Here is a 15,017-nt window from a genome sequence, read left to right as displayed (position 1 = left end):
GAGAACGAATTGGTACAAATGGTATAGAAAATGCACCATTTGGCGATTGTGACCTAAGCAGGCAATACGGATAATGAAGCAGACGGAATCTGTTATGGAGGGGTTATCATGGCCAAACTCGAAGTGAAAGACTCGCAATTTTTGTTGGACGGGGAACCGATCCAGCTATTGTCCGGGGCGATTCATTATTTCCGCGTTGTCCCGGAGTATTGGAAGGACCGGCTGCTGAAGCTAAAGGCTTGTGGTTTTAATACGGTGGAAACGTACGTTCCTTGGAATATGCACGAGGAGAAGGAAGGAGCGTTCCGCTTCGATGGATTGGCGGATATTGAACGGTTTATCTCCCTCGCAGGGGAGCTCGGCCTGCACGTTATCGTTCGGCCAAGCCCGTATATATGCGCGGAATGGGAATTCGGAGGATTGCCAGCCTGGCTGCTGAGCGATCCGGATATCCGGTTGCGCTGTATGGACGAGAGCTACTTGCGAAAGGTAGACGCCTATTACGACGTGCTTATTCCAAAGCTTGTGCCGCTTCTTGGCACGCACGGCGGACCGATTATCGCCGTGCAAATCGAGAACGAATATGGCAGCTACGGCAATGACAAGGACTATTTGCTTTATCTGAAGAATGGACTGCAGGTACGGGGAATCGATGTTCTGCTGTTCACCTCGGACGGACCGACGGATCAAATGCTGCAGGGCGGAACGCTGCCGGACGTTCTCGCAACCGTGAATTTCGGATCGAGGCCTGAGCAGGAGTTCGCGAAGTTTAGGGAGTACCGCCCGGAGGAGCCGCTCTTCTGCATGGAATATTGGAACGGCTGGTTCGATCACTGGCTTAAGCCCCACCACACACGGGACGGCGGAGACGTCGCGGATGTGCTGGATCAGATGCTTGCTGCCGGCGCTTCAGTCAACTTTTATATGTTCCATGGCGGAACGAATTTCGGGTTCTATAACGGTGCGAATGACCAAGGGAAATATGAGCCCACCGTCACCAGCTACGATTACGATGCGCCGCTGTCCGAATGCGGAGATGTGACAGATAAGTATATGGCGGTGCGCGAGGTGCTGCGCAAGCACGGCGCCAATGTTTCGGAGGGTCTTCCGGAGCATTCTCGCAAGAAGCGCTACGGAGCGGTAGTTATGACGGAAGCGGCAGGCTTGTTCGATCATCTCGATACGCTGACGGCTTCCGAACGCCGGCGCTGCCCGGAGCCGATGGAGAAGCTCGGACAGAACTACGGCTTTATCCTCTACCGTACACAGATATCCGGTCCGCGCAAGTCGCAGGAGCTTCACCTGCAGGATGTGCACGACCGGGCACAGGTGTTCCTCGATGGCCGCTGCATCGGAACGATTGAGCGTTGGGACCCAAAGCCGCTTGTCGTGGATATTCCGGCGGAAGGCGCGACGCTCGACATACTTGTCGAGAATATGGGAAGAGTCAATTATGGACCGCGCCTAAAAGATGCTAAGGGCATTACCGAAGGCGTGCGCCTCGACAATCAATTTCTGTTTGATTGGGAAATCTATCCGCTGCCGCTTGCCGACTTGAACGCTTTGCCGTTCACTCCTCTCCCCGCTCAACCCGAGACCGCTGAACATCCGATGTTCTTCAGAGGCGAGCTAATCGTCGACGATATTGCGGATACGTTCGTGCGACTTGATGGATGGGTGAAAGGAGTCGTTTGGATCAACGGTTTCAATCTAGGCCGCTATTGGGAGAAGGGACCGCAAAAAACGCTGTATCTGCCGGGTCCGCTGCTTCGCGAAGGATCAAATGAGATCATTGTTTTGGAACTGCACGGAACGGACAAGCCGGAAATCGAGCTAATCGAAGCTCCGGATCTCGGATAGGCAAGACGCGGCAAGACTGCCGGAATTCGGCTTGCATGACGATAAAATGGAAGGGATAGGTGGCGACATGCGCGATTCGCGGCCGAATTTGCTGCTCATTACCGTCGATCAAATGAGAGGAGATTGTCTAAGCATCCTCGATCATCCGGTCGTCGAGACACCGAATTTGGATCAACTTGCGCGCAAGGGCATGCTGTTCCGAAATGCATATTCTTCGACGCCTACCTGCGTGCCGGCTCGTGCGGCGCTGTTTACCGGGATGAGCCCGCGTTCGCACGGCCGCGTTGGATACGAGGAAAAGGTGCCGTGGAATTACGAGCATACGTTGCCTGGCGAACTGGCGAAGGCAGGCTACCATACGCAATGCGTGGGCAAAATGCACGTCGATCCGGCACGCAGCCTATGCGGCTTTCATAACGTTGTGCTGCACGATGGCTACCTGCATCATAACCGGTTCAAGCATACGAACACGGTGACGGAATCGCATGACAGCTGCGACGATTATTTGCCTTGGCTAAGGGAGCGCGCGGGGGCCGGTACGGATCTCATTGATCTTGGTCTCGACTGCAACGCCTCCACCGTTGCCCGGCCTTGGCATCTGCCGGAGTCGCTCCATCCGACGAACTGGGTCGTGACGCAATCGATCGACTTTATGCGCCGGCGCGACCCGCGCAAGCCCTTCTTCCTTTGGAGTTCATTCGTTCGGCCCCATCCGCCATTTGATCCGCCTCAAGCTTATTGGGACCGGTATGTCGAGGCGGACTTCCCGGATCCGGTCGTCGGCGAATGGGCGGCGCAGGACGATCCGGCTCGCGGCGGTCTCGATCCCGTGACCCGGTCAGGCGTCGTGCCGAGACGGCGCCTGCGGCGTGCGATGTCCGCCTACTATGCGCTCATCTCCCATATTGACGACCAGTTGGGCAGGCTTATAAACGCGATAGAAGAAAACGGGGTACTAGACCAAACAATCATCATCTTCACCTCCGATCACGGGGAGCTGCTCGGTGATCATCATCTGTTCCGCAAGGCGCTGCCTTATGAAGGCAGTGCGAAGGTTCCGCTGATTGTAGCCGATCCCGGCGGTAAGCTTGGCGTCCGTCAAGGGGTAACCGTAGAGGAGGTCGTGGAGCTGCGTGACATTATGCCAACCTTGCTCGACTGCGCGGGCGCGAACATTCCAGAGGCTTTGGACGGCGAGAGCCTGCTTCGCGTCAAAGAGCGCGCTCAAGACGGGAATTGGCGGCCGTATATTCACGGCGAGCATGCTTACGGCGAACTATCGCATCAATATTTGACTGACGGCCGCCAGAAATATATCTGGTTTACGCAAACGGGAGAAGAGCAGTTGTTTGATCTGGCACTTGATCCGGATGAGCTGAAAAATTTGGCGGGAGAGGAATCGTATGCGGCCAGTATACAATTGTGGCGTGAACGCCTCGTCTGCGAGCTGGACGGCCGGGAGGAAGGTTATGTCAGGGAAGGCAAGCTCGTTGTCGGCCGGGAACCGGTCACTTGTCTTCGCCATATTTTACATCGTTAAAAGCACGAATAAATACAACAAGACCGGATTGGCAGCAATGAAAGAAGGCAGATATTAACGACGATGGACAAATCGGCCTTGAAGTTCTTGCGGCGTTAGCCTCCAAGATATTGGAGCAGGGACATCCACGGAATACTGCTCAATTAGGAAAAGCCGTCCCGCATGATGGGATCGGCTTTTTTTACGCTTGTGGGGAGGACTGCTGCTAGTCGCTCCTTCCTGCTTGTTTTCATTTCGGATGATGCACCGGGATCGAATGTTGAAGTCTACGAGAGCGGCAGACGTATCCGAACAACGGTGCCGCTGCCGAGCCAGCTATTGATTTCGATGCCATATCCTTCCCCGTAATGTAGGCGAATCCGGTCGTTCACATTTTTGATGCCGATATGCTGATTGGCCTCGCGGTCTCTAGAGCGAAGAGTGATTCTGAGCTGCTCAAGACGTTCCGGTTCCATGCCGACACCGTCATCCGTAACGCTAATCTCCATGTGGCCGTCTTCCCGAAGCTCCGCTTGGACGACGACTTTTCCGCCGCTGGCATGCGGCTCCAGGCCGTGAGTCATCGCATTCTCGATGAGAGGTTGAATGATCATTTTGGGAATGATGACGCCATGCAGCTCCTCCGAGGTGTATTGCACGAACTCGATTCTTCCCGGGAATCTGCCCTGATGAATCGTAATATAGGAAGCGACGATCTTCAGTTCATCCTCCAGCCGTACTTCGTTCGATCCCTTAATGCTGTAGCGCAGCATCCGGCTTAAGGCAGCGGTCATTTCATAAATGTCTTGGTTCCCCTTCACGATGGCAATGCCTTTGATTGCATCGAGCGTATTGCTGAGAAAATGCGGATTGATCTGACTCTGCAGGAACGACATCTCCGCGCGCTGCCTCTCGATATCGGCCTGATAGAGATCGCCCGTCGTCTCCAGCAATTGCTGAGTCAGATCGTTGATCCGGTTAAGCATTGTGTTGAACTGCGTCGAGATCACCTCGATCTCGGCGTAGCCCTCCAGCTCTACCTTCGAATGCAGCACCTCCAAATTGCCGCTCTTTAGCCGTTTCATGAATGCAATCAGCTTACCGAGCGGCCTTAAAATATTCATCATCAGAACGGAATACGGAATCGTGACAAGCGTGAGAGTAACGATCAGCATCACGTAGCTCGTTCGCTTCAAACCCTCTAGTTCTTTGATCAGATTGCCGATCGGAACGGCCGATATGATATCGCCGTTAATTTCCGGCAGAGCGAACGATTGTATCGCATAGGATTTCCCCCCGATTTTCCCAATGACGGCTTTTTCTCCATAATCGGAAAAGAGGGTAAGCCGTTTTTCGTCCAGATTGAGGGCTAAGCCGCCTGCATTCGCGAAGGCCAGCTCATCGTTTGTTCTGAGATAGATGCTTGTGCCTGACAGCCTTGGAAATTTAACGATTTCCGATTGAATGGATTCGGCATCCAGTACGACCGTGATGAAGCCGATTTTTTCTCCATACCGGTAAGTGTCGCGCGAGGCGAACAGGTTCATGCCAAAGAGAAACATATCATTGACTAGCAAGGGATCATCATGGACGAAACCGCCGTAATAGACGTTGGCTTCCCGTTCGCTAACTTGATTCATCAACTTCTGCGCCATTCTGATTTTGCCGTTCAACGAGGTGTACTTGCCCATTGCGTTTACGATAATAATGTCAATGATATCAGGGTTGGTGCTTTTGATAACGCTCATTAAACTGTTTACTTTTTTCGACAGTTCGTATGTGCGTAAATTATCACTCTCCGCCAGAAAGTCCTGTACGGTCGTGTCATAGCCTAAATTGACCATGATTCCTGAAATTTTGGTGTAATTATCGGAAACCCGCTGCTTTAGATTGGACACCAGCTCCATGTTGTATTGCGTGTTCTGATTTACGATTACTTCGCTGGATTGCCGGAAGGCTATAAGACTGACAAGCGGGATGACGGCAAGAAGGATCGCACCGATTGCCAGCACTTGCGTCCGTATGGACAGCTTTTTAAACGATCTCATCGCGCCTCCCTGTACTGCGTTGGCGTCATGCCGTTCAACCTTTTGAAGATGCGGGTGAAGTAGAAGTAGTCATTGAAGCCGCATTTTTCCCCGATTTGGCTCACTGTCATATCCGTCTCGGCGAGCAGTTTGCATGCGTACTGGATTCGCAGACGGGACAAATATTCCACAAAGTTTTCGCCGACCTCTTTCTTGAACAGCTGAGACAAGTAAGTGGGGCTTAGATAAAACTTTTCGGACAAGCTCTGGATCGAAATTTCCTGATTAAAATGGTGGTGGATATACGTAAGGACTTCCTTAATACGAATATGCGTCACGCCGGCGAGCCGGGAGGGGAGCTCGTCGGATAAATGATGAAGCGTATGTTTTACCAAATAGTCGATCATCGCATCGGATTGGCCATAGTCGTAAAAAAGCTGGTCATAGCCTTCCAGAAATTTTGCGCGCTCCTTTACGCCTTCCCTCGTGAAGAGAAACATCACGGTATTAAAGATTAGATACGCGTCCTTGATCGTTAACGCATTGCTGCGAAACAACGGCCTGCAGGACTCCATGACCGAGACGAACCGCATTCGGTCCTTCTGGGCAAGGGCGCCGGCCAGCTCTGACAGCAGATCGTCAACCTTCGATTCCTTAGGTGCCATCGACCGATAGACGCCGCCTTTTCCTGTCGAGAAGCAGCCATACGAGGCCACTGAGGCAGCCTCAAGCGACGCTTCCAAACCGGCAGGATCGGCGGAGGAAGGACCAATGCCAATGCTGTATTCCGTAGCATTGCCTGATAAGTAGAGTGAGCTCAGGAGGCTCTCTGCCAGATGGCTGTAGACGAGCAGACCCGAGCGCCTCTTGTTCATGCGGAAGCGAATATGCTGGATGTCTTCCCGGTACGGCGCGGGCAGGTAGCCCTGCACGACGATCGACGTGACGGGCAGTGCTGCGCTTACCGGCATGCCGGCAGACGTCAACTTCTCTGCAAGCAACTGTTCGTTTCCCGAGCATAATACCTCGTAGAGCTCTTGGGCATCACGCTCCGGCTCCAAGTCGTTTCGCTGCTTCAACGATTGCGAGAGCTTGGCCAGCATGCTTTCGATTTCATCAATCTCGAACGGCTTCAGGCAATAGCCGAAGGTCCCGTAGTTCAACGCTTTTTGGGCGTAAGCGAATTCCGCGTGCCCGCTCAGCACGGCGAATACCGTGCCTGGGGAGATTTCCTTGCCCCGCTTAATCAATTCAAGGCCGTTAACGAGCGGCATCTTAATATCGGTCAGCACGAAGTCCGGCCGCAGTTTCTCGATCAACTCCAGCCCTTTTTTTCCGTTCTCCGCCACCCCCGCGACCTGAAAGCCGTATTTCTCCCAGCGCACGCCGGCTTTAATACCTTCCACAATCCATCGTTCATCATCGACGATAACTGCTTTATACACAGAAACGCCTCCTTTACAGCAATCGTACCCGAGCATCATCGCGGATTCGTATAGAAAAAAATAAGATTAATATGGACAAAACCAAGAATCGCGAGCTAGAAAGCACTTTCATAATAAATAACAGCGAAAATAACGATTTTATCTATACTGTGCATGTCTAAATGTTCATTATAATATGGCTGAATGCATGATGGAAGATTATCATAAGCCAACTCTTAAGCTTTTCGGGATGCCTCTTCCTTCCGGATTGCCAAGCTGTTAGAGCCAGAATGTTAACTACGAAGCAGGGAGTGGGAGGATATGGATATTTATGCAACAGGCTTAACGGAGAATCAACATCAAGCGCTGTCCGAAGCGGCTGGCTGCCTCGGCGTCACGCTGTCGGAGGCAGGCATCGCCATGCAATTCAGTGAAGGCGATAGCGGGATCACCGTTCGGTACGACGGTCAATCGGCCGTCATCTCCTGCGGCGGCGGCCCCGAGTTCATGCGGGCCTTCGGATTAACCGTGGAGGGAGTAATGAAAGGCAAGCCGTTTAGCGTGAAAGAGACGCCATGGTACGACAGTCTAGGCGTTATGATCGATTGCTCCCGCAATGCTGTCTTGCATATGGATGCATTCAAGAATATCATCCAGCGGTTGGCGCTTATGGGCTATACATCCGTGCAGCTGTATACGGAAGACACATACGAGCTTGAGGCTTATCCTTACTTCGGCTATTTGAGAGGGCGCTACACGGCGGAGCAATGGAAGAGCATGGACCGTTACGCGGCGATGTTCGGCGTGGAGCTGGTTCCTTGCATACAGACGCTCGCGCATCTCGGACCCGCGCTCAAGTGGGCAGCGCACTCGGAGCTCGTGGATTGCAACGATATTCTGCTGATCGACGAGCAGAAGACGTACGAACTGATAAATGAGATGTTCCGAACGATGGCGGACAATCTGAGCAGCCGGACGATTAACATCGGGATGGACGAGGCGCATATGATGGGACTCGGCAAATATTTGGACAAGCACGGCTATCATGACCGTTCGGCGCTAATGATCAAGCACTTTGGCAGGGTGATGGAGATAGCCCGCTCGTACGGGTACAAGCCGATGATGTGGAGCGATATTTCTTCCGGCTAGCGAGCGGCGGCGAATATTATGACCCGGACAGCCCAATCAGGGAAGATATCGCAGCATGGATTCCGGATGATCTAAAGCTGGTTTATTGGGATTACTATTCCGAGGAGCCTGGAAAATACGACGGCATGATGAGTAAGCATAAGCAGTTGAGTGACCATATCGTATTCGCTGGCGGCGCTTGGAAATGGACGGGGTTCGCCCCGAACAATGCGTTCAGCCGCCATATCGGAGTAATGGCGCATGAGAGCTGCATCGCGAACGGGATACGCGAGACGCTTGTCACGGCTTGGGGAGACAATGGGGCGGAATGCTCCTTCTATGCAATTCTCCCGACTTTGCAGCTGTGGGCGGAGCTTTGCTATAAAAACTCGGAAGACGAAGGCATGCTGCAGGAGCGGTTCGCGACTTGCACGGGCGGCAACTACCAAGATTTCATCTCCTTGGATCTCGCCAATCTCGTGCCCGATAATCCATCACCGGGCCGAAGCATGGGTAATCAGGTTAACCCAAGCAAATATTTGCTTTATCAGGACGTACTGTACGGGCTGTTCGACAAGCATGTGCAGCCGGAAACGTATAAGGAGCATTACGGCTTTAGCGCGGCGTACTTGGAAGCGGCTGCGGAACGCAATCCGGAATGGTGTTCGCTCTTCGAGACGCAGGCTGCGTTATGCCGTCTACTGGAGATGAAGGCGTCAGCGGGAATCGCTATCCGAGAAGCGTACCGCAGCGGCGATAAAGAGCAGCTCGGGAAATTCGCCGAGTCGCTGCTGCCGGAAATAAAGGCAAGAGCTTCGCGATTCATGGAGGCTTACCGGACCCAGTGGATGAAAGAAAACAAAATATTCGGCTTCGACGTGTTCGACCTGCGAATGGGGGATTGCAGCAGCGGATCAATACCGCCATCTATCGAATCGGTCAATACGTGCGAGGCGAGCTTCAAGCATTGGAGGAGCTGGAGGAACCGATCCTGACATTCGACGCGCGGGAGGAGAGCGATACGAACGTGATTAGCGTCTCCCTGTGGCATGCGATCGCCACGCCTTCTGTTCTTGCGGGAATCTAAACCGACATGATGACTTTTATCCATTCGAAAAGGAGATCGATGCGACATGAGAATACTTTATCTCGATCTAGACTCACTCCGTCCCGACCATCTGGGCAGCTATGGCTACCATCGCAATACGTCGCCAAACATTGACCGTATCGCGGAGGAAGGTGTCATCTTCACCAATTATTATTGCTCAGACGCGCCTTGCATGCCCTCTCGAACCGCGCTGATGTCGGGTAGATTCGGCATTCATACCGGCGTTGCGGGCCACGGCGGCACCGCGGCTGATATGAGGCGGGACGGTGCGACAAGGGGATTCGAGGACAGATTGAAGCGGGAGAGTCTTCCCTTCGTATTGCGGGAAGCAGGCTATAAGACGGCGACGATCAGTACGTTCGCCGACCGGCATTCCGCTTGGACCTTCAATGCAGGCTTCAACGAGGTGCACAACATCGGAGAGAATGGCTTGGAATCGGCGCATCAGGTGCTGCCTGCCGCATTGAAGTGGCTGGAGGATAACGGACGGTCGGACCAATGGTTCCTGCATCTGAATTTCTGGGATCCCCATACGCCTTATCGGACGCCGGATGAATATGGCCATCCATTCGCGAGCGAGCCTCTGCCTGAGTGGCTGACAGAGGAGGTATTCCGGTCACATCTGCAGAAGCAGGGACAGCACAGTATCGCGAATATGAACGAGCTGGCGAAATCGCATTACGGAAAGTGGAGCAGGCACGGCCATCAGATCGAGTCCTACGAAGATATCCGTCAAATTATCGACAATTATGATTGCGCGATCCGCTACATGGATGACCATATCGGACAAGTATTATCGCAGCTGGAGCAGCTCGGCATCCTGGAGGAGACGGCGATTCTGATCAGCGCGGACCATGGAGAGAACATGGGCGAGCTTGGCATTTATTCGGAGCATGGCACAGCCGACGAAGGAACCTGCCGCATTCCGATGATCTTCCGCTGGCCGGGAGGCGCTCGAAGCGCGAGAAACGAAGGCTTGCATTACCATCTGGATTTAGCTCCGACGCTTGCCGATCTGGTTGGCGCGAAGCATCCGGAGCGCTGGGACGGCATTAGCTATGCGGACGCCATAACCGGCGCATCCAATGGGGGCAGAGACTATCTCGTATTGACGCAATGCGCCCATGTCTGCCAGCGCAGCGTCCGGTTTCAAGATTGGCTCTACATTCGGTCGTATCACGACGGCTATCACGGCTTTCCGAAGGAAATGCTGTTCAATCTGAAGGACGATCCTCATGAGCAGCGAAACCTGTCGGGGGAGCGGCGCGACGTGTGCAAGGAAGCCGTCTATCTGCTGAACGCTTGGCATGACGACATGATGGCGACGATGGACTGCGATACCGATCCGTTATGGACGGTCATGAAGGAAGGCGGGCCGCTGCATGCCGAGGAATACCGAATTTGGAGGGATCAGCAAGGGGAGTAGAAGGTCGGCGCATGAGGCGCCGGCTTTCTTTATTTTCTCTATGTATTTATCTATGACGCCTATGTCGGATTATGTGATTGAAAACGACTGAAAGCACTTTCATTATTGCGTCCACATAGAAGGTTGATTATATCCATACTCCGCATTCGGCGTCCCTTCTATACTAATAAAGTGAACAAGGATCCTGGAATCACAAAACTAGATAAGCAAGGAGTGACTTCTAATGCAGAGCGGGGCGAGCGTTAGATCAACGAAGAGGCTTTGGAAGACGATGCTTCTGCACAAATACTTTTATCTGATGGTTCTGCCGGTCCTCATTTGGTACGCGCTGTTCGCGTATGCGCCGATGTACGGCGTGACGCTCGCGTTCAAGACATTCGATTACAGCGGCGGCATTCTAGGAAGCCCTTGGATCGGACTCGAGCATTTCCAAAAAATTTGGTCCGACGCCGATTTCCATACGGCATTCAAAAACACGATTATTATCAGCATGATGAAGCTTCTCATCAATTTCCCGATGCCGATCGTCTTGGCTATTCTATTAAACGAATTTTCCAGAAATAAAGCCAAACGGTTTTTCCAGACCGTGCTTACGTTCCCTCATTTCATCTCTTGGGTCGTGCTCGCAGGGATTATAACGATCATGCTCAGCCGCGACGGCGTCGTGAACCAGACGATCATGTCTCTCGGTTTCGAGTCCATTGCCCCGCTAACGGATAGCTCGTCGTTCCGGCCTCTTCTTTATATCACGCACATGTGGCGGGAAGTCGGCTGGGATTCGATTATTTACTTGGCCGCGCTGGCTGGCATTAATCCCGAACTGTACGAAGCTGCCGAGATGGACGGCGCTAACCGCTTCAAAAGACTGCTCCACATCGCGTGGCCGGGCATTAAAAGCACGGTTGCGATCCTACTCATTCTTCATGTCGGTCAGCTTCTAACGCAAGGCGCAAGCTTCGACCAAATCTTCAACTTGTACAGCTCGCCGGTCTATTCCGTTGCTGATGTTATCGACACTTATATTTACCGAACGTCATTCCAGGTTGGCGGAGACTTCGGTTATATGACGGCGGCCGGACTTATCAAGTCCGTCATCAGCTTGGTGCTGCTCGTCTTGGCGAACATGGTCGTGAAGCGATTGGGCGAGGAAGGACTCTATTAAACTACGGCTTGGAGGAATTCGACAGATGAAGCTAACGCATGCGAAGAAGCGGGCAAGGCTAAGCGCCTTCGACCTCATCGTATATATTGTGCTCGGACTGCTGTCCCTTATCACGTTTTTTCCGTTCTACAACGTCCTTATCATTTCATTCGCCAAATTCGAGGTCATCAGCCAGTTTAACCTGTATTTGCTGCCCCTGTCCTTTGATTTGACGGCTTACGAGGTTATTTTATCCGATGCGAAGTTTTGGAGCTCCTCTATTAACACGGTCATCGTAACCGTGGTCGGCGTATTGTTCAGCATGACGATATCGGTTGCCGGCGCTTATGCGCTCTCCAAGAAAGGGATGCCAGGCCGGAACGCGATGCTGACGTTAATTCTGTTCACGATGTTTTTCAATGGCGGGCTTATTCCGTTCTATCTGGTCATCAAATCGCTAGGGCTCGTGAACAGCATATTCGTCATGATTATCCCTGCGGGCTTGAACACGTTCTACTTGATTATTATGAAAAATTACTTCGGCACGCTGCCGGAAAGCTTGGAGGAATCCGCGAAGCTGGACGGCGCTAACGACCTGTACATTTTGCTCAAAATCATACTTCCCATCTCCGCGCCGTTCATTGCCACCTTCGGCTTGTTCTTCGCGGTGGAGCGTTGGAACGAGTGGTGGTATGCGCTCATCTTCATTAGCGATTCCGCCAAAACGCCGCTCCAAATCTACTTGAGGGAGACGCTTATCACGAGCAATCAGCTCCTGAATACGCTGGCTCAGCAAGCGGCGGACAGCAACTCCAGCAAGGTGTATACGCCTGCTTTGCAGATGGCGACGATTGTCATCTCCAGCTTGCCTATCATTATGGTATATCCCTTCCTTCAGAAGCACTTCGCCAAAGGGATATTAGTAGGCTCCATTAAAGGATAAGGAAATTCAAATAGATGCTTGTCCTATCCTAGTAAAAGCTTCACAATGACAAAAGGGAGGAATCAAGGATGAAAAGAATGAAGAATTTCAGCATTATTGTAGCCTGCATGGCCATGTTCGTGGGGTTGCTCGCGGCTTGCAGCGGCAACAGCAATGAGAAACCGTCCGAGAGCAATAAACCCGCTACGACGAATTCGGGTACGGGAGAAGCGAGTAACCCGTATGAGGAGCCGATGGAAATTTCCGTTGCTTTCTGGGACGTAGAAGCGGAAGTCGCAAAGATCGAGAATGATCCGATCGTGCAGGACATTTTGAACAAATTCAATATTACCATTAAACCTGTCAATACGACTTGGGACGACTATGGGCAAAAGATTCAAATGTGGGCAGCGTCGGGACAGCTGCCGGACGTATTCGCGATTGACGCGATCGGCACGCAATATCAGCGGAAGTGGGTTGAGCAAGGCGTCGTCGCCCCTCTTCCGGACCTCACCAACTATCCGAATCTCGCGAAATACTTCGAAGCTCCGGATATTGCCGGACTGGCTGTCGATGGCAAGCAATACACAATTCCGAGAAGGATGTTCCCAAGCGTAGACTGGAGCGCGCTCGACCGCGTGGTCTACTACCGTTGGGATTTGGCGCAGGCTGCCGGCATTACGAAGGAGCCGGAGACTTGGGACGAATTCAAAGCGATGCTTGAAGCGATAGTGAAAGCCGATCCCGAAGGCAAGAAAATTTCCGGATTAACCTCGGCGCAAGTGAAAATGCTGGGTGGATTGTTTTGGCTATACGGCAACCCGGTTGCCACAAGCGACGGCAGCGGTGCGGATTTTAAATGGATCAAGGAAGACGGCAAGTTCATTCCTGCCGTATTCTCGAAGAACGCATTGCCTGCCCTTCAGAACATGAAGGATATGCAAGATAAAAATCTGATCGATCCGGACATCGCGCTTACCAGCCCGGAAATCGCGTACGACAAATTCGCTTCGGGCAAATCCGCGGCCATGCTTTCGGGTGGAGGATTTATTAACCTTGACGCGAACATCTATCGCAAACGCTGGGCCAACAGCTATCCGGACAAAAATGTCTCGGAAACCGTGAAGGTATTGAAACCGCTGGCTGGTGCTGACGGAGAGCGTCATCACGCTATTTTCAAAACGTATTGGTCGGAGAGCTATTTCAGCGGAAAAATCGCTCCAGAGAAGCTTGAGCGTATTCTAGCTCTTTATGATTACGTCCTGTCTCCCGAAGGGAAAACGCTGCTCACCTACGGTATCGAAGGTGTCGATTACAAGGCAGAGGGCGACAAGAAGACCATGCTGGAAACAAAATCTCTTAACGAAAAGTATCCCGCTATCGCATTTTTAAGAGACTTGGTTGCATATGAGACAGCTGACCGTTACGACCTAAGCAACCCGTCCATTGGCGACGAGGGTCTCCGACAAGATGCAGTAGAGTACGTCGACTGGGTTCTAAACAATACGAAAGTGCCGGAATATGATATTCGCCTGACGTATATGTCGACTCCGACTAAGGACAGCTTCACGGTGTTCGATCACGACGACCTGCTGAATGTAATGTTGTCTAAGGATTCCGTAGAGAAATCATGGCAGAAAATCGTTGACGGCTATAAGTCCAAGGGCCTCGATAAGATGATCGAAGAAGTGAACGCGAAGGCGAAAGAGCAAGGCATCGAATAAACTGTCGAAATAAATTCGAATAACAAAGAGAGACGACCGTCATTCCCTTTTGGGCTTGCTGGTCGTTTTTTCTTTGCATTCATACTTAGGCTGCAGATGAGGATTTAATGGAGTGAGGGTTACTGTAAGTAGTGCGATACAAAGATAAAGAGGATGAAGCATGATGTGAATTCCGTCTCGATTCAAGCGTACATGCACGAATAGGCTATTACCCACATACACTAAAGAACAGACTTCAATTTGCTTAGAAAATGGCTTGAATCGAGCTTATTGACTAAGTAAATACAACGTGGGGGTGTACGGTTCAATGCCTGGATTATTCTCAGCGATAGCGCTTTTCATTAAGCAGCTTTCATTGCTCGTCTCTTATGTCAAAAACAACGCGTTTCCCCAGCCTCTTCAAGAGGAGGAAGAAACCAAGCATTTGCAATTAATGGCAGAAGGTAATCAGCGTTCCCGTAACCTGCTTATTGAACACAATCTCCGATTAGTCGCTCACATAGTCAAAAAATTCGACAATACCGGGGAGGATCTCGAGGATTTGATCTCGATTGGAACAATTGGATTGATCAAAGCGATTGAGAGCTTTCAGACCGGGAAAGGCACGAAGCTCGCGACGTTTGCGGCTCGTTGTATTGAGAACGAAATACTTATGCATCTGCGTTCATTGAAGAAAACTCGAAAGGACGTTTCTTTGCATGATCCGATTGGCACGGATAAGGAAGGCAATGAGATCAC

Annotated in this window: 10 protein-coding genes and 1 pseudogene; 9 read left to right on the top strand and 2 right to left on the bottom strand. The window is 51.9% G+C overall.

Translation table 11 applies throughout. From position 1 onward, the window contains the following. Positions 1–108: 108 nt before the first annotated feature. Both AB4Z29_RS14480 and AB4Z29_RS14475 read left to right on the top strand, forming a co-directional pair. Positions 109–1,860 carry a glycoside hydrolase family 35 protein gene (locus AB4Z29_RS14480; RefSeq protein ID WP_441943751.1) on the top strand — a complete coding sequence of 584 codons (1,752 nt, stop codon included), beginning with the start codon at positions 109–111 and terminating at the stop codon, positions 1,858–1,860. A 67-nt stretch (positions 1,861–1,927) separates the two neighbouring features. Further along, the gene (locus AB4Z29_RS14475) at positions 1,928–3,400 is read left to right on the top strand and encodes an arylsulfatase (RefSeq protein WP_441943750.1); all 1,473 of its coding nucleotides are present in this window, start codon (positions 1,928–1,930) and stop codon (positions 3,398–3,400) included. 266 nt (positions 3,401–3,666) lie between these two features. On the opposite strand, the gene AB4Z29_RS14470 is transcribed toward AB4Z29_RS14475, so the two are convergent. Continuing rightward, complete coding sequence (locus AB4Z29_RS14470) at positions 3,667–5,427, bottom strand: sensor histidine kinase (protein ID WP_441943749.1); 1,761 nt, start codon at positions 5,425–5,427, stop codon at positions 3,667–3,669. Further along, the gene (locus AB4Z29_RS14465) at positions 5,424–6,851 is read right to left on the bottom strand and encodes a response regulator transcription factor (RefSeq protein WP_441943748.1); all 1,428 of its coding nucleotides are present in this window, start codon (positions 6,849–6,851) and stop codon (positions 5,424–5,426) included. Before AB4Z29_RS14465 ends, AB4Z29_RS14470 begins: the two co-directional genes overlap by 4 nt. A gap of 300 nt (positions 6,852–7,151) precedes the next feature. On the opposite strand from AB4Z29_RS14465, the gene AB4Z29_RS14460 reads away from it, so the two are divergent. The 7 genes and pseudogenes from AB4Z29_RS14460 to AB4Z29_RS14430 all read left to right on the top strand — a co-directional run. After that, positions 7,152–7,979, top strand: a complete 828-nt coding sequence (locus AB4Z29_RS14460) for a family 20 glycosylhydrolase (RefSeq protein WP_441943747.1) — start codon at positions 7,152–7,154, stop codon at positions 7,977–7,979. A gap of 125 nt (positions 7,980–8,104) precedes the next feature. Further along, positions 8,105–9,045: pseudogene (locus AB4Z29_RS14455) on the top strand (hypothetical protein). Positions 9,046–9,091: 46 nt separating this feature from the next. Next, on the top strand, positions 9,092–10,492 hold the full coding sequence (locus tag AB4Z29_RS14450) for a sulfatase family protein (protein WP_441943746.1): 1,401 nt from the start codon (positions 9,092–9,094) through the stop codon (positions 10,490–10,492). A gap of 223 nt (positions 10,493–10,715) precedes the next feature. Continuing rightward, entirely contained in the window at positions 10,716–11,654 is a 939-nt protein-coding gene (locus tag AB4Z29_RS14445) for an ABC transporter permease (protein WP_441943745.1), read from the top strand. Positions 11,655–11,679: 25 nt separating this feature from the next. After that, on the top strand, positions 11,680–12,576 hold the full coding sequence (locus AB4Z29_RS14440; protein ID WP_441943744.1) for a carbohydrate ABC transporter permease: 897 nt from the start codon (positions 11,680–11,682) through the stop codon (positions 12,574–12,576). 68 nt (positions 12,577–12,644) lie between these two features. Then, a complete protein-coding gene (locus AB4Z29_RS14435) occupies positions 12,645–14,279 on the top strand; it encodes an extracellular solute-binding protein (protein ID WP_441943743.1) in 1,635 nt (544 codons plus the stop codon). A 307-nt stretch (positions 14,280–14,586) separates the two neighbouring features. Beyond that, on the top strand, positions 14,587–15,017 hold a 431-nt coding region (locus AB4Z29_RS14430; protein WP_441943742.1), incomplete at its 3' end, for a sigma-70 family RNA polymerase sigma factor.

It is taken from the genome of Paenibacillus sp. 2TAB23, from assembly GCF_052115165.1.
GTDB lineage: Bacteria > Bacillota > Bacilli > Paenibacillales > Paenibacillaceae > Pristimantibacillus.
The sequence above is the reverse complement of the archived record's forward strand: the minus strand, read 5'-3'. Positions and strand labels throughout refer to the sequence as shown.